At 42.0% G+C, this 16,431-nt stretch carries 17 protein-coding genes and 1 pseudogene; 6 read left to right on the top strand and 12 right to left on the bottom strand.

Translation table 11 applies throughout. The features are described from left to right. Positions 1 to 12: 12 nt before the first annotated feature. Both ABCM67_RS11790 and ABCM67_RS11785 read right to left on the bottom strand, forming a co-directional pair. Positions 13 to 2,775, bottom strand: a complete 2,763-nt coding sequence (locus ABCM67_RS11790) for a molybdopterin-dependent aldehyde oxidoreductase (protein ID WP_147602747.1) — start codon at positions 2,773 to 2,775, stop codon at positions 13 to 15. A gap of 36 nt (positions 2,776 to 2,811) precedes the next feature. Further along, the gene (locus tag ABCM67_RS11785; protein ID WP_015526497.1) at positions 2,812 to 3,072 is read right to left on the bottom strand and encodes a hypothetical protein; all 261 of its coding nucleotides are present in this window, start codon (positions 3,070 to 3,072) and stop codon (positions 2,812 to 2,814) included. A gap of 209 nt (positions 3,073 to 3,281) precedes the next feature. Between ABCM67_RS11785 and ABCM67_RS11780 the strand changes: the two genes are divergently transcribed. From ABCM67_RS11780 to ABCM67_RS11765, 4 genes are read left to right on the top strand one after another with little or no spacing between them, the layout of a single operon-like run. After that, positions 3,282 to 4,214 carry an NTP transferase domain-containing protein gene (locus ABCM67_RS11780; protein ID WP_227573955.1) on the top strand — a complete coding sequence of 311 codons (933 nt, stop codon included), beginning with the start codon at positions 3,282 to 3,284 and terminating at the stop codon, positions 4,212 to 4,214. Further along, positions 4,207 to 5,280, top strand: coding sequence for a histidine phosphatase family protein (locus ABCM67_RS11775; RefSeq protein WP_110103573.1), 1,074 nt, complete (start codon positions 4,207 to 4,209; stop codon positions 5,278 to 5,280). Before ABCM67_RS11780 ends, ABCM67_RS11775 begins: the two co-directional genes overlap by 8 nt. A 31-nt stretch (positions 5,281 to 5,311) precedes the next feature. Continuing rightward, positions 5,312 to 6,337, top strand: a complete 1,026-nt coding sequence (locus ABCM67_RS11770) for an XdhC/CoxI family protein (RefSeq protein WP_015526500.1) — start codon at positions 5,312 to 5,314, stop codon at positions 6,335 to 6,337. Continuing rightward, a complete protein-coding gene (locus tag ABCM67_RS11765) occupies positions 6,334 to 7,197 on the top strand; it encodes a TylF/MycF/NovP-related O-methyltransferase (RefSeq protein WP_110103571.1) in 864 nt (287 codons plus the stop codon). The genes ABCM67_RS11770 and ABCM67_RS11765 overlap by 4 nt, the downstream gene beginning before the upstream one ends. Before the next feature lie 47 nt (positions 7,198 to 7,244). Here the strand turns inward: ABCM67_RS11765 and ABCM67_RS11760 are convergent, their stop codons facing one another. From ABCM67_RS11760 to ABCM67_RS11740, 5 genes and pseudogenes are all read right to left on the bottom strand, one after another. Next, positions 7,245 to 7,802 (bottom strand): NTP transferase domain-containing protein, encoded by a 558-nt coding sequence (locus ABCM67_RS11760; RefSeq protein ID WP_291580391.1) that lies wholly within the window; start codon positions 7,800 to 7,802, stop codon positions 7,245 to 7,247. A gap of 7 nt (positions 7,803 to 7,809) precedes the next feature. Next, on the bottom strand, positions 7,810 to 8,298 hold the full coding sequence (locus tag ABCM67_RS11755; protein WP_021976150.1) for a MogA/MoaB family molybdenum cofactor biosynthesis protein: 489 nt from the start codon (positions 8,296 to 8,298) through the stop codon (positions 7,810 to 7,812). 6 nt (positions 8,299 to 8,304) lie between these two features. Beyond that, positions 8,305 to 9,279: a GTP 3',8-cyclase MoaA gene (gene moaA / locus ABCM67_RS11750; RefSeq protein WP_044960389.1), complete on the bottom strand. Its 975-nt coding sequence runs from the start codon at positions 9,277 to 9,279 to the stop codon at positions 8,305 to 8,307. Position 9,280: 1 nt separating this feature from the next. Beyond that, positions 9,281 to 9,430, bottom strand: a pseudogene (locus tag ABCM67_RS11745) (cyclic pyranopterin monophosphate synthase MoaC); the annotation flags it as partial. Beyond that, positions 9,381 to 9,872, bottom strand: coding sequence for an MOSC domain-containing protein (locus tag ABCM67_RS11740; protein WP_129976025.1), 492 nt, complete (start codon positions 9,870 to 9,872; stop codon positions 9,381 to 9,383). The pseudogene ABCM67_RS11745 and the gene ABCM67_RS11740, both read right to left, overlap by 50 nt. A gap of 222 nt (positions 9,873 to 10,094) precedes the next feature. On the opposite strand from ABCM67_RS11740, the gene fdhD reads away from it, so the two are divergent. Further along, positions 10,095 to 10,793: a formate dehydrogenase accessory sulfurtransferase FdhD gene (gene fdhD / locus ABCM67_RS11735; protein WP_243004415.1), complete on the top strand. Its 699-nt coding sequence runs from the start codon at positions 10,095 to 10,097 to the stop codon at positions 10,791 to 10,793. 117 nt (positions 10,794 to 10,910) lie between these two features. On the opposite strand, the gene ABCM67_RS11730 is transcribed toward fdhD, so the two are convergent. After that, positions 10,911 to 11,909, bottom strand: coding sequence for a molybdopterin molybdotransferase MoeA (locus ABCM67_RS11730; protein WP_342992889.1), 999 nt, complete (start codon positions 11,907 to 11,909; stop codon positions 10,911 to 10,913). A 58-nt stretch (positions 11,910 to 11,967) separates the two neighbouring features. Then, positions 11,968 to 12,993 carry a molybdopterin-binding protein gene (locus ABCM67_RS11725; protein WP_147602750.1) on the bottom strand — a complete coding sequence of 342 codons (1,026 nt, stop codon included), beginning with the start codon at positions 12,991 to 12,993 and terminating at the stop codon, positions 11,968 to 11,970. A 136-nt stretch (positions 12,994 to 13,129) separates the two neighbouring features. Here ABCM67_RS11725 and ABCM67_RS11720 point away from each other — a divergent pair, with 136 nt between their 5' ends. Continuing rightward, the gene (locus ABCM67_RS11720) at positions 13,130 to 13,375 is read left to right on the top strand and encodes a helix-turn-helix domain-containing protein (protein WP_092071104.1); all 246 of its coding nucleotides are present in this window, start codon (positions 13,130 to 13,132) and stop codon (positions 13,373 to 13,375) included. Between the two features lie 268 nt (positions 13,376 to 13,643). Here the strand turns inward: ABCM67_RS11720 and ABCM67_RS11715 are convergent, their stop codons facing one another. The 3 genes from ABCM67_RS11715 to ABCM67_RS11705 all read right to left on the bottom strand — a co-directional run. Then, positions 13,644 to 14,900, bottom strand: a complete 1,257-nt coding sequence (locus ABCM67_RS11715; RefSeq protein ID WP_015526510.1) for an RNA-guided endonuclease TnpB family protein — start codon at positions 14,898 to 14,900, stop codon at positions 13,644 to 13,646. A gap of 17 nt (positions 14,901 to 14,917) precedes the next feature. Beyond that, complete coding sequence (gene tnpA / locus ABCM67_RS11710) at positions 14,918 to 15,334, bottom strand: IS200/IS605 family transposase (RefSeq protein ID WP_110103580.1); 417 nt, start codon at positions 15,332 to 15,334, stop codon at positions 14,918 to 14,920. A 260-nt stretch (positions 15,335 to 15,594) separates the two neighbouring features. Next, the coding region (locus tag ABCM67_RS11705; protein WP_342992886.1) for a site-specific integrase at positions 15,595 to 16,431 on the bottom strand (837 nt) is incomplete at its 5' end.

The raw sequence follows: 16,431 nt of genomic DNA, 5'->3' as shown, positions 1-16,431 counted from the left end.
TATGAATTAAGCTTATTTCTCAAGTTCTTTTAATGCTGCAAGAACCCTTTCCGGACGGGCAGGGATACGTGTAATACGTGCACCTGTCGCATTAAAGATTGCATTCAGGATTGCAGGATGTGGAGCATCCAGTGGAGCCTCACCACAACCAGCCGCACCGTAAGGACCACTTGGACGATATGTTTCATTGAAGTGAAGTTCAATATCATCCGGAGCATCCTTTGGATATGGAATACCACAATTCTTCAAAGTGGTGTCATGGTTCAAATCTTCAAAATCTTCCGAAAGAGCAAGACCGATACCCTGTACAAGACCACCATAGAAATTACCTTCTACAAGAAGTCTGTTCATGATCGTACCTACGTCAGCTACGCAAGTAAATTTCTCAACGGTAACTTTACCTGTTTCTGTATTAACAGCAACTTCCGGCAGGAAGATAGTATACATATAAGTTGCAAATGGATCGCCCTGTGCGGTATCCTGATCGATCGGATGATCTGCACAGAATGTAGTTACCCAGTTACCTTCATATTTTGTTGCAAGCCCTTCTGCTACCATCTCATCATAAGTACGGAATGTTCCGTCTTCTTTCTTCATTGCTGCTACAAGATTTTCTGCAGCCAGACGACATGCATTACCTGACATAACCTGTGAGCGTGATCCTCCTGCAGGTCCTGCATTCGGACATGTCTTCGTATCATTCATAACCAGTTTAATCTGTTCCGGTCTGATTCCTGCCTGACGCAGTGTTTCATGAGATGATACAAGAACACCCATATCAGCCCCCTGTCCATGATCTTCCCATGCAGCATACATCGTAACGGTTCCATCCGGATTTAATTCTGCAAATGCATTTGATGTATCAACACCATCAAGACCACAACCGTATACTCCAAGAGATACACCGATACCATATTTCATCTTTCCGTCAGAAGCTGCATTCTTTTCGGCAACACGTTTTTTCGCCGCTTCATACAATGGACGTGCTTTCTTAAACAAATCTTCCTCACAATATACCTCCGGTGGATAACCTGTCGGGATGGTAGTGCCCTCTGATTCTTTATAGCAGTTCATTTCACGGATATCAAACGGATCGATTCCCATCTTAGCTGCCAGCACGTCAATCGCAATCTCAGATCCCATATAAGACTGTGGTGAACCATAAGCACGGAATGCGGAGCCCCATGCATGGTTTGTAAATACGGTTGTTGATTTATTACGAATAGAATTAATTCCATAACCTGCGCCTGTAAACTGAGAAAGTCTCATGGTAAGCAGATCGCCAAATTCTGAATATGGACCGTGATCTACATAGTTGTTACCCCAAAGTGCTAAGAGTTTACCATTTTCATCTGCTGCAAGCTTAATATTCATAAATGCAGGAGATCTCTTTCCTGTATAAGTAATGTTCTGGAACTGATTAAATACCAGCGATACCGGACGTTCCAGAATCTTAACAGCTGCACCAATCAGAGCCTCATTTGTCGGTGAGAACTTGTAACCAAATGTTCCGCCTGCATGGTTCTGAACAAGTCTTAAGTTTTCCATTGGTACACCGATACCATCTGCGATCATAGGCATATGAAGATGTATACCGATAGATTTGGAATGCACTGTTATCATACCGTCTTCATCAATATATCCATAGCCACAGTCCGGTTCAAGGTGAAGATGTGGCTGACGTGAGCAGTAAGATTCAATCTCAACCTGCTGGGAATCTGGTATACTATCCCAGTCAAAATCAGGACCTTTGATACAATTTGTCTCAAAGAATGCATTTGGAATACCAGGATGAATATCTGCTGCATCAGGTGCAATTGCATCCATTGCGTTCATATATGCAGGAAGTTCTTCGATCTCCACCTTAACTGCATCTGCTGCTGCACGTGCATGCTCTTCTGTGTCGGCAGCTACGATCGCAATCGCATCACCAAACTGAAAGATCTTTTCGTCGCAGAGTACAGGACGCTCAAATCCGTCTGTCTTATTGTGTTTCGGAAGCATTACAAGACCATTGATCTTGTTGGTTCCGCCTGCTGCCTTAATGTCCTTCGCTGTAATAACACGAACAACTCCCGGCATACTCTCTGCTTCTGTTGTATCGATACTGAGAATATTTGCGTGAGAAACCTTGGCCTGTGTAAGTGCAAGACGAAGAGTTCCCTCCGGCATCTTTAATGCATCATCTGCACCGAAATCCCAGGTACCTGTTACCTTCTGTGCTGCTGATGGACGGATATAGTTTGTACCGACAATAGAATCACCTGTCTGCTTGAATACGAGGTCTTCTTTGGTCATCTCGCCACGCATAACTGCTGCTGCCGCCATGGTCGCATCGATAAGCGGCTTGTAACCTGTACAACGACAGAGATTACGCTGCTTGTTAAACCAGTCCCTCACTTCTTCACGGGTAGGGCTCGGATTATTATCGAGAAGAACCTTTGCTGAAATAATAAAACCTGGTGAACAGAAACCACACTGTGCACATCCATATGCCATCCATGCAACCTGTATCGGATGCATATCAGAAATTGTTCCCACACCCTCGATTGTTGTGATCTCTGCATTGTCCGGAACACGGCTCATCTTGTAAATACAGGATCTTGTAACTTTTCCGTTCATAATAACATTACATGCTCCGCAATGACCTTCTCCACAACCGATCTTACATCCTGTAAGAAGAAGATGCTCACGAAGTACCTGAGCCAATGTCTCATCCTTATCAAGAATAAGGATTCGCTCCACACCATTGATCTTCAATGTCTTTTTAATCATGTTTCATTCCTCCTTTAAAAAATACACGTTCCGATGTTACAAATCTTCTGACTTATGTGTTCCGCATGGATCATGATCGGCTCCCTTACCCGTCAGATCTTTAAGTCTTTCCATTCCTCTGACAGAATAGAAAACAATGGAAGAGCTGCTTCCGTCCAGATTCTCACCGCTGAGTTTTAAAACATTCGCATTCTCATAATAATCAATCGGAAGTGTCCGACTGTATTGCTCTCCTGTGCGCTCATCTTTTACCTGTATCGTAACTTCTTTTGCGGTAATTTCAAAAATCTTATCCATGGAAACGTTCTCCTGTTTACATTATTTTGTATAATTTCATGTTATCATAATTTTGTACAGTTTTACAAATTGTAAATAATTATTAGTTGGCTATTTTCGTCCTTTTTTATATTGTTTTTATTACTTTATTTAAAAATTTTACTATTTATCCTCACTTTTCATGCTATAATAATGTCAAATTTGTACAATGTTATTTTTAGGAGGTATCTATGATGCAGACAGGTGCTCTCATCGTAGCTGCAGGGAAATCGTCACGAATGGGAGACTTCAAGCCCATGCTTCAGCTTGGATCCATTTCCATCGCGCAGCGTGTGATTAATAACTTCCGGCAGGCCGGAATCTCTAAAATAGTAGTGGTAACCGGATACAATGCGGATGCTCTAGAACGCCACCTTGCTTCCAATCATGTTATTTTTCTTCGAAATGAGGACTATGAAACTACTCATATGTTTGATTCTGTCAGGATTGGACTGGAATATTTAAAAGACAAAGTGGATACGGTACTCTTTACACCTGTAGATGTTCCACTATTCACAGCACATACCGTTACACAAATGCTTTCTCTTGGACAGCCTCTTGTCACTCCGGTCTGTAACGGAACTCCAGGTCATCCGATCCTGATTCGTTCCTCATTAATTGAGTCCATTTTAAGCAATGATGGAAACACTGGTCTGAAGGGTGCTGTAGAACATTGTGGAACTCCCATGTATTGTTTAAATGTAGAAGATCCTGGAATCATTCATGATGCGGATACACCAGAGGATTATGCAGAACTTCTTCGTGCACACAATCAAAGTCTGATCCGTTCAGAGATTCAGATTCAGCTGGCACGGGAAAAGGTCTTCTTTGATGAACAGCTCTATTCGCTGCTTACACTGATTCATGAAACAGGATCTGTTCGTGATGCCTGCGAACGCATGCACATTTCCTACTCCACCAGCTGGAATCTGATCCATACATTAGAATCTCAGCTTCATGAACCGCTGATTATTCGAAGTCAGGGCGGTGTAAAGGGCAGTCACAGTGAGCTGACACCATACGGAGAAGAATTTTTGAAGCGATATGCCCGTTTTTCAGAGGAAACACGTACCTGTTCCGAAGCAATATTTGAAAAGTGTTTCAGAGGATTTTTCAATGCGTAATCTTTATCTTATTCGACACGGAAAACCACAATATCCAGATGAACATTCTTACTGTATCGGTCAGACTGATTTTTCTTTATCTATGCTTGGACATCTGCAGTCAGTCCTTCTTCACGGAGAACTGGATGATAAAATAACTGCTGTTTACTGCAGTCCTTTGTCAAGAGCTATGGAAACGGCTGCACATATCACACCTGATCTTCCACATATCACTATCTCAGATTTAACAGAACGAAATCTGGGAGAATGGGATGGTCTTTCATTTGATGAGATACGCAAAAGATGGCCGGACATATATGAAGCACGTGGAATGAATCCTGATTACCCGATTCCAGGAGCAGAAACTCCTTTCGCATCTGGCATGCGTTTTTCGCAGGCAATTTATGAGATTCTTCGTTCTTCTGAGGGTGATATTGCGATTGTTGCTCATACAGATGTAATTTCTTCTTATCTGTATTTGCTTGATTCAAAACAGCATGCCAGACAGTATTTTCGTCTTCCATGTGGTTCCTATTATCATCTGAACACAGACGATAACGATCATGTTGTCTTATCCGATTTGACTTACCTGCTGCCTCATCCTGACTTGCATGACGAACTATGCCGGATGCTTCGCGATTCGGTGTCTCTTCCTCATCATGTACAAGCGCACAGTGATGCAGTGACTGAATTGGCTTGCCATTTCTGCGATCTGCTGGAATCTCATGGTTACTTTTTTAATAAAAAACTGATTCGCTCCGGAGCACTCCTTCACGATATTGCCAGACTTCAAAAACATCACACCAAAACAGGTGGTGATCTTTTCTTACAATTAGGCTATACTGAAATCAGTCAGATTATTTCACAACATCATGGTTTACAGAAGACACTTCTGAATGAAGCGGCTATCGTCTTTTTATCAGATAAACTGATTCAGGAAACCGAACGTGTAACCATCGAAAAACGATTTGCGGAAAGTCTGTGTAAATGTAACAGTCCCGAAGCTTTGAAATCTCATGAACGACAGCTTAAACAGGCTCTTGATCTGCAAAATATGATACAGACCATCTGTCACATGACGATATGACTTATAGAAAATTACAGGAGGTGTTTTATATATGAGAACTTTATTTCAGATCATACAACAAGAATTTCAAAAAGGAAACGACCTTGTGCTTGCATCCATCGTTGCTTCCTCAGGATCAACGCCAAGAGGTGCCGGTTCCCGTATGTTGGTTGGAAAAAAAGGCCGAGTTGCCGGAACCATAGGCGGAGGTTCTGTCGAATATCGTGCAGAGCTTATGGCGCTTGATATTCTTGAAAAGAAAGAATCCTGTGAACATGAATTCCGGTTGAATCGCAAAGATGTTGAGAATATCGGTATGATTTGTGGTGGTGATGTTACCGTATTTTTCCAGTATCTGGACCATAATGACCCTATTATTATGGAACTTGCAGTAACTGCTGAAACATTATATAAAGAACGAAAAGATTTCTGGCTGATCTGTGATCTTCATGCTACATCCGGTATGAGTCTTTACAGTGCATCCTATGGATTGACTGGAAATGCTGATGTTCCTTCTTCCATCTTATCTTCCTTATCTGCAAGACCATGCCGTCATCGCAATGAAACCTGTGACCTGTTTACAGAACAAATCGGTACATCCGGAACTGTCTATGTATTTGGAGGCGGGCATGTTTCACAAAAGCTGGTACCAATACTTGCAAGTGTTGACTTTCACTGCATCGTTCTGGATGACCGTCCGGAATTTACAGATCCTGCTCTTTTCCCGGATGCAGCGGAGACAATCCTTTGCGATTTTGATCATCTGGATCAGAGCATTTCTATCACAGATGCTGATTATTGCTGTGTCATGACACGAGGTCATGCCTATGATACGATTGTGCAGGCACAACTTCTTGCCACACCTGCATGCTATATCGGCGTCATTGGAAGTCTCGCCAAAAGAGCTGGTGTATTTCATCGTCTCGTAGAAGAGTATGGAATCGATGAGCGAGAATTAGACCGTATTATCACGCCTGTGGGACTTAATATTAAAGCAGAAACACCTGCTGAAATCGCAATATCTATCACAGGACAAATGATTCAGGTTCGAGCTGAAAGAAAGGCTGCTATGAAATGATGACAAAACATGTCTACAAAACTATTATATTCGGTGCCGGACAGATTGGGCAGATGACTGCCCGACTTCTTGGAAATTCCTATCAGATCATGTGCTTTGCCGATAATGATCCGCGCAAACATGGACAATTTATTGGTAATATCCCAATCTGTTCTCCATCAAAGGCCGCTGCTCTTCTTCCTGATCTGATTATTCTTGGTGTATTGGATGAAGAGCGGCGTGGTTCTATGATGCAGCAGATGGAGCACTTGGGCTATCACGGTTCATTTTGTGATCCTTCTGCACTTCGCATGTTCGATGCACGGGTTGCGGTTATGCGCCTTTTAGCCGAACAGATGCATCAACAAAATATCCCTGGAGATGTGGCAGAACTTGGTGTTTTCCAGGGTGATTTTTCTTGCCTGATCAGTACGGCCTTTCCGGATCGAAAAATACATCTTTTTGATACTTTTGAAGGCTTTTCAGAAAAAGATATTGCCGTAGAAACCTCCAGGCATCTGTCTCGCGCTAAAACAGGTGACTTTTCTTCTACAGATGTAGATTCTGTTCTTCGCATCATGCCTGATCCATCACATGTGATCATCCATAAAGGATGGTTTCCGGATACTTTTTCCGATATTACCGATGAAACTTTCTGTTTCGTATCATTAGATGCAGATCTCTATGCTCCAACTGCTGCTGCATTACCTCTGTTTTATGAACGTCTGTCTATCGGCGGAGTTCTCCTGATCCATGACGTATACAGTACCCAGTTTTCCGGATGTAACAAAGCTGTAGACGAATTCTGCCTGAAACACCACCTGTTTGCAGATCCTGTATGCGATCTGCATGGAAGTGCTATTATCCGAAAAATCATTTAAAACCTAATCGAAAGCCTTTCATAATCCTATACGCCTTCTGTATTATGCTATTTTACGAGATACCCTCCATCCACCGGAATGATTGCTCCGTTGAGATAGTCGGATGCATCTGATGCCAGAAAATCTGTGATCTCTTTATAAAGTCTGGCATCATATACCGCTATCAGCGATTCTTCTTTTCCATTATGACACAGCATAGTCACCGGTTGGTCGGCTTTTTCCATTGCGAACTTCAACAGATTTTGAAGTTCTTCCACAGGTACCAGCGGCGTATCTACCCCCAGCACCAGGCATTTTCCTGTCTTTGCCCTTCGAAAACAGCTCTCCAGACCGCCAAGTGGACCCTGACCGGAAATTCGATCCGGCACAATCTCTTCCCCACACTGTGTTCCACGATATCCAGAAATTAAGATCTGTTTTGCTCCCAACTGACATCCTTTTCCGATCTGTATCTCCAAAAATGTCTGTCCATCTAAAAGCAGATCTGACTTCTCCCTTCCCATATGGCTGCTGGCACCACCTGCCAGGACTACCAGCGTAAAATCTGATGGCAATTGCTGTTCTGCCAACTGACCGTTTTCTAATTCAGATATATCAGTCTGCATTTTCCGATTATTTTCTGGCACAGTTCGTTGCCTCCCCGGTCAGGATCTGTAATCCATGTTCCAGCGCTGGAATAATATATTCCAGACTTTCTCTGACTGCTTTCGGGCTTCCCGGCAGATTCACGATCAGTGTTCCTTTTCGAATACCTGCTGCTGCACGACTGAGCATAGCTCTTGGTGTAATCGTCATACTATATGCTCTCATTGCTTCCGGAATCCCCGGCACTTCACGTTCTATAATATCCTTTGTTGCCTCCGGCATACAGTCTCTCGGCGAAAATCCGGTTCCACCCGTAGTTACAATCAGCTCTGCTATTCCCTCATCTGCTATACGAGCCATCTCATCTGCCAGCATCTTTCTGTCATCCGGCAAAAGAATGGTATGCACCACTTCGTAATCGTTCGCTTCCAAAATTTCCTGGATTACCGAACCACTTTTATCTTCTCTCTCTCCTGCATATCCGGAATCACTGGATGTGATAATCGCAGCTTTCATAATTCCTTATCCTCCTATCTGGGACATTAATTTACATTCATCTGTCTCAATCTCTTCCGATGTAAAATGATGACTGACCGGTTTTTCCCATATTACTTTCTGTATTGCCTCTGTCAGTTCATCATCTGTGCATCCTGAACGCATCAAATTCTTCAAATCCGTTCCAGTCTGATATTGCAGACAGGCTTTTAAAAATCCTTCTGCTGTCATACGCACACGATTACACTGGTCGCAAAACTTATGCGTCATCGCACTGATAAATCCTATTTTACCCTGAAATTCTTCTATTTTATAATAATGACACGGTCCATTCCCATATCGTTCTTTTATTGGAGTCATTCTTCCATATGCTTTCTCTAATATTTCGCATATTTCACTTTCTCCCCGAAACTGAAAATCCTTTCCATATCCAATCGGCATCATTTCAATGAAACGAACATGAATCGGATATTGCTTTGCAAGTCTCGCTATCGATACCAGATTTTCCTGCTCTTCCACTACCGGCACACAATTAATCTTCAATCCAATCTGCGGATACTGTAATGCCGCCTGGATTCCCTCCAGCACCCGATCCAGACTTTCTCTCCTGGTTACCTTTGCAAACTCTGCTGCATTTAAAGTATCCAGACTGATATTTATATCATCAAGCCCCGCTTCTGCCAGATCTGCTATCTGTTCTTCGAGCAATACACCATTGGTCGTTAATGTCACTTTTTCGATGCCAGGAAGTTCTTTTAACATTCGAACCAGTGTGGCACAATTCTTTCTAATTAACGGTTCTCCTCCGGTCAGTTTGATCTTACGTATACCTAAACCAGTCATACATCTGCTGATTCTGGTAATCTCATCATAAGTCAGAATTTCTTCATGCGGGATCTGCACAACTCCATTTTCCGGCATACAATAGACGCACCTGAGATTACATCGATCTGTAATGGATATCCGCAGATAGTCAATCTCTCTTCCAAATCTATCCTTCATACTATTCTTTCGGGTTTCGATATAACCCGCTTTTTCCTCCGCTTTTTTCTACCAGATGAATGTCCGTCAGCTCCATGGACTTGTCAATTGCCTTACACATGTCATAAATTGTCAAAAGTGCCACATTCACACCAGTAAGCGCCTCCATCTGCCTCACCTGCTGCCTTCTCTATCACAATTTCATCGCCTTCTGTCAATACGCCACCATGAAGTACTCTGGTAAAGATACCTTCTCTTGGCATAATACAGTCACCCATAATTTTATAAATCTCACATCCACTATGACATTTTTTCCCGATCTGTGTCACTTCTAATAATACCTCTCCGCTGCGAAGTCTGGTGCCAACCGGCAATGCCTTCAGATCGTATCCACTTACAATCAGGTTTTCTCCAAATGCTCCGTCTTCGATCGGTGCTCCCTTTGCCTTGAATTCTTCTATTTTTTCATAAGAAAGAAGACTCACCTGGCGATGCCACTTGCCGGCATGGGCGTCCTTCTCGATTCCAAATTCTTCCATCAGTCTGGCACTATGTACATTCTTTTTCTGTGTACCTTTCTTCTCACTGATATTTACCGCCATAATCTTTCCCATTTTATTTCCTCCTTCATCCCTCAATTCACTCTTTCGAAATAAAGAGATGTCTATTATACTAGATCTAGTATAACACATAGTAAACATGATAAAAGAATTGTTTTTTCAATTGGAGAAATTATGTATATTAACGAACAATAACAAAATCTGTCTCTGCTAGAGACAAAAACATATCAATATATCGGAAGAAATGGAGAATCCCGTACGGAACAAGAAGAAGTATTGAACGAACATATGATGGATGTCTATATAAATGATCATCTGACTATGAAACTTGTTTGCCTGCCCCAGCATCTGACTGAACTGGTTCTTGGAAGATTGCTGACAGAACAAATCATCACGTCTTCCGAAGATGTAGATCATATCTATATCTGTGAATATGGAAAACGTGCAAAAGTCTATTTAAAAAATTCGGCACACAGCACACAATCCTCATCGGATGCCTTTGTAGAAGTAACTCCTACCTGCTGTACCGGCAATCATATTTTAAATGATTACTTTGTTACATCCAAAGAGCCGCAGTCACTTACACCGATTTTCTGGAAACCAGAATGGATCTTTCATATGGCGGATGCCTTTGCGGATGGTTCTCCTCTCCATGGCATTACCTTTGCCACACATAGCTGCATTCTCGCTCAAAAAGATCACATTCTGTTTTCCTGCGAAGATATCGGACGGCACAATGCTTTGGATAAAGTGATCGGCTACGCTCTGCGGCACAATATTGACCTGCATCAATGTATGGTATATTCCAGCGGCAGAATACCTACTGATATGACTTTAAAGGTCATCCATGCAGGGATTCCAATTCTCTCCAGCAAGGCTTCTCCTACTTCTGAAGCAATTGATCTTGCAAAAAAATATCACCTGACCCTGATCTGTGCAGCCAGAAGGGATCGAATGAAAGTATTTACGAAATAATGTTTGACAACCGCATATTAAACCACCAGAACTGGATATTGAAAGCTTTTTCGCATTTTTCACGAAAGAATCACCGTATCATAGATTACCTCAACCTTGATACGGTGATTCTTTCATTTATTTTAATAACATCACATCTTTTTCATCTATCCCAATCCATATCTTATTTCCAGAAATATGCTTTTGGTACTGCTGCCATTGTTCTTTCGTCACATCTACGCGAATCCTGGCTTCTTCTTTCGTAGATACGATCAAGATATACGAAAACACGTCCTCAATCACTCTTTCCACTTTACATGGAAATACGTTTTTCGTTGTGCCATCTGCTTCCGGTAGTACCGGATGTATAAAGTGACTTCGCACTCCTACACTGCTGGCGTCTTCTTTTCCTGTGGTATCACACTGCAATGTAATTCCCCAGTCCAGAGCCATGACTTCGCCTGCTGCTGTCACCGCCTGCGGGCGATCCTCTATGGCTGCCACTTCCACCAGTTCTGCACCAAATTCTTTCATGCGAGCCGCCAGAAGTCCCTGATTACAATCATAAATCTTCCCCGGAATCAATCTTTTTCCGGGTGCCATTACTTCATCTCCGGTAGTCAGAACAGCTGCTCTTACCCGACGATAAACCTTCACTTTTATGACTCCCATACTGGCCAGTATACCTGCTTCAATAAATCCGATTTTGTCACCCTTTTTCAAAAGAACCGTTCCATTTTTAAAATTCTCTCCCTGATAACAGTAATTCTGCCACTGTCCGGTCGGACGGAAGATTCTGACAGTCTCTTCTCCATAATCTGTATCCTCCTGACGGACACAGCAGTCACAGCCTTTCGGAATAGCTGCGCCTGTCATAATCCGAACCGCCTGCCCCTTTTCCACTGTGACTCTGGAATACTGCCCCGCATCAATCTCTTCCAATACCGTCAACTGTACCGGATGACTTTCTGATGCATCCGTTATATCCTCCGCTTTGCAGGCATAACCATCCACAGTTGATCTGTCAAACGGCGGGTTATCAAATCCTGCAATCATATCCTTTGCCAACACTCTTCCACATGCCTGCAAAAGTGGTACAGTTTCCGTTTCCTCTATTACTTTTGTATGTTCCAGCAGTGCTTCCAGTGCCTACTCTACCGTAAGCTTTTCCATGCTTATTCCTCCTGTCCTGCTCTTATACGCCCTTTCCAAAGCTGCAGTTCGGATAATGACATTCTTTGCAACCAAGACAGAATCCGCCATTTCCCATATGTGCCAGATCTTTTTTTGTCACTTCTATACCTGCGATAATACGTGGCAGAACAAGATCAAATACGGTGGCTTTTGCATACATCACACATCCCGGCAGTCCCATTATCGGTGTGCCATCTTCCAGATAGGATAACAGGAACATCGCTCCCGGAAGTACCGGAGCACCATAAGATACGATTCTCGCTCCTGTATTTTTGATCGCGCCCGGTGTCTTATCATCTGGATCCACGCTCATACCACCGGTACAGACAATCAGATCTGCCCCTTCTTCTTTTAATTTCATAATAGCGGCAGTGATTTTTTCCATATCATCATTGCACAGAATATGTCCGTGAATTTCAGCACCGTAAGATTTCATTTTTTCGATGATTACCGGTGTGAAAGTATCCTTAATTCTTCCATAAAATACTTCATTTCCGGTGGTTACAATTCCTACCTTCCGTTTCTTATAAGGTGCCAGCGATACCAGCGGTTTTTCTCCTGCTGTTTTCTTCACCAAATCCATTTTTTCTTTTGCAATCACCAGCGGAATCACACGGGTTCCTAAAAGACGGTCACCTTTTTTTACCGGGAAATTTGTATGACGGGTGGCAATCATAATCTCATCGATCTCATTAATAGCATCCAGCCTCGGCACATCCACCTGAAATACTCCGTCACAATCTGCAATCAACTCAATTTTTCCTTCTTTTACATCCGTTGGATGCATATTCTCATTGATGCACACATCACACAGAATCTGCGCTGCTTCATTTTCATGCAAAGTATTTTCATCCTTCTCCCACACATAAAGATGGTCTTTTCCCAGAGATAGCAAAACCGGAATATCTTCTTCCTGTACAATATGTCCTTTACGAAAGGCTGTATCTTTTACCACATCCTTCACAATTCTGGTAATATCATGGCACAGTACATGTCCTACCGCGTCCGTTGTTTTAATACACTTCATGACGTTCCCCTTTTACTTTCTGTCCAGAAAAGTTATAAATTTATATAGAGTAATTGTAACATATTGCCAAGAAAAACACAACTTTCATAAACACGGGAGTTTGACACATTGAAATCCAAAAAAATACCGCAAAGCCTTGAACACGGGATGTAATTATTCTTCTACAGCGAATAAATATGGTTGCTCCTACGGACAAGTTTATGCATGGGTTAGAAAATATAAAGATAAAGGAATCGAAGGATTATATGATCGACGAGGTAAGAACAAAGCGATTTCTCAATTATCAGATATTGAGAAGTTGAAAGCTGAAAACCGACTACTAAAAGCTCAAACACAGCAGCAACAAATGGAGATTGATTTCTTAAAAAACTCGACGAAATAGAGAGGAGGTGAACCTGACCAAGACACGCAATACAACAAAATACCTTGCAATCAAAGAATTATAGATTATTTCTGGCTTTCCATACTGGCAGTCATAATTGTTATCTCCATAATCATCGCATATATCATAGTATGAACAGGATCTTTTTATAATGATTTATTTTCTATGTGAACTACTCGGCAACTGAGTTACCAGAGCATCTGAATTAAGGCGGGATACCGCCTTTTCAGGGTGCGTCCATGACACCACTACTGTTTGCTCTTTAGAGCTATACAGCTACTTTTATTATTTCTGGCGTTTTTAGTCCGGTTACGGACAGTTCCTTTTTCTCTCCGGATACGGAGAGATATTTTCTCAGGATGTTATATGCACCTACAGCATCTGCGTTATACTTCCGGTTTCTGTCCCTGTACAGTCCCCTTTGTTTTCGGTTGCATGGCTGTGCATATCTTTTTTCCACCTCTGGTGACAGCGGACTGCACTGGCTGGTATAGCTTTCTTCCTGTCTTACAAAACGGATCCCGTACATCTTAAGCTTATATTCCATCATGCTATAGAGCCTGTTATACGGCAGATTGTGGAACTTCTGGTTTGTTCTGTGTCCCAGGTCTTTTCCTTTCCGGATATTCCGGATATCCCCTGCCACAACACAGGTAATTCCCTGTTCACGGCAGTATTTTGCAAAGTATCTTGTGATCTTGTGCAGATAATCCGTTACCGAGTTCTGCTTTTTCTGATATAATCTGCGAATATGTTTTGATGTGACTGGATGTTTTATTTCCTTCACAGACTGCTGTCCATACCATTGTGCCTGCACCCTTGCAATCTCTTTATGAAAATATCTTTCCAATGCAAGATATCTTCTGCCCAGGATAAATGTATTCCCATTCCCGGAATCATAGCATGTCATAAGATTATGAAGTCCCAGATCAACTGACAGATAGTGTCCATTCTGCGAAAGTTCTTCCCTCTCTGAAATCTCATAAACAACAATAACTTTACATTCACCTTTTTCCGGTGGGTAGATCCGCAACTGTTTGATCTGATCCATGCCCCTGAAAATCTTATTTTCAAGATAAAGAAAGTTCTCATGGATCTGATACGTTTCTTCCATATATCTTTTTAATGCTTTTGGAAGGGACAGACGGACTTTTTCTGTGTCCCATTCATGTACAATTCCCATCTGCATATAGGTAATGGGGATACTTTCCTGTTTAAACCGCGGTGGTCTGGGATTCTCAATCCCTCCGGATCTTTTCAAGGCGTAAAAAGATTTCCATGCTTTATCCAGCAGCTTGCAGACTTCCTGGGCTGTCTGAGATGGAAGCTGTTTATACCACAGATCCTCTCTATGGGATTTTTTCTGATAATACCAGTCCGGGTATTTCTCCATTCCCATTTCTTTGTAATGCTGACGTTCGTAATTACAGACATTCCAGAGCTTGGATGCCGCATAACACATATGTCCGATGACGTTTGCATATTCCTGACTGACCTTTATGGATGTTTTCTTTGACAGCAGCATTTCCCACCTCTATGATCTCAATAAACTTTACTCTGATGCTCAATATATCTGCGGATGTTTTCTTCCGACACAGACCCGACCGTTTCCACATAATAGGAATGGTTCCACAGCTCTCCTTTCCAAAGCTGTTCTCTTATTTCCGGAAAACGTTCGAATAATTTCCTGCCGGTGATCCCTTTCAGATATTTCACGATCGCAGTTATGGATAATTTGGGAGGAGCAGACACAAAACAGTGCACATGGTCTCCTTCCCCGCATTCAAACAAATGGACGGTAAAACCTTTATCCGCTGCGATCTCCTGCACCAGCTCCTGAAGATATGCTTCAATCTCCGCATTCAATATCTTCCGCCAGTATTTCACTGACCATACCATATGGTAATTAATATTGCACACACAAGTGCGGTAATGTATAAGATTCTCCTTCATACATATAGTATAGCATAGTATTAAGAATATCACAATAAAATGCCGAACATATTTTCTTTTTTAATAAAGCTGGATACAGCATTTTTGATGCAAAAACTTACTAAATTTCTGATTATCTTTTCATAAGTTGGTAAATGCCGATATATCCCGTATTTTAGGACTTTATCGGTATTTTCTTTTTGGAAGATACCTTGCATAAGCTGGCATTTACCAGCATGAAAATGCAACCAAAAGTAGTAAATGAGTAGTAAATATAAGCTCCGATATTAACAAGCCAGCCTTTCCAGCTCCGCTTTTGCAGATTGAAATGTCCCGTGTGCGTAATAACCAAGTGTCATGGTTATGTTAGCGTGTCCCATGAGATATTGCAGAGTGTTAGGGTTCATTCCTCTGTTTGCCATATTCGTACAATAAGTATGTCTGAATGAATGTGGTGTGATGTTCGGTAACTTGTCCGTGTGATATTTGTTATACTTCTTAATCAATCCTCGCACCATGCCCTCATAGTTTCCTGCAACTTTAGGCAAGCCCTCACGGTTTAAGAATAGGAAATTGCTGTAACCACCTACAATCAGCGGTTGTGCTTTTCCTCTGTTCTTTAGTATTCTTTGGATTGCTTGATAAGCCCGTTCTGTCAATGGAAGTTCCCGTTTTCCGTTTTTGGTCTTTGGTGTTTCAATATAGTAGCCCATTTCGCTGTCTTTCAATAACTGGTGGTCTATATTGAGTATTCTGTTCTGCATATCAATATGCGTCGTCAGTCCGCAAAATTCAGAAATACGAAGTCCCGTTTCCAGCAGAAGCACAACCTCATCATAATACTTACTATAAATCTTGTCCTTTTCCATAAAGGCAAGCAGGCGTTCTTCCTGCTCTGGTGTAAGGATAACTTTCTGCTCTGTATCATCTTCCAGAACATCACTTAGCTTAAATTCAAATGGGTTCTTTCTGATACAGTCGTCTTGTATCGCCATGTAAAATGAAGCTTTCAAGGAACGCTTATAGTTATCAATCGTTTTATAGGCATATCCTTTTTCGCTCATTCTGATAGCCCATTCTTTAGCGTCCGACTGCTTAACAGTATCAATCGCCCTCATACCCAA

The sequence above is a fragment of the Blautia sp. 2227st1_G12_2227SCRN_220401 genome, assembly GCF_039062885.1.
Lineage (GTDB): Bacteria > Bacillota > Clostridia > Lachnospirales > Lachnospiraceae > Blautia_A > Blautia_A fusiformis.
The sequence above is the reverse complement of the archived record's forward strand: the minus strand, read 5'-3'. Positions and strand labels throughout refer to the sequence as shown.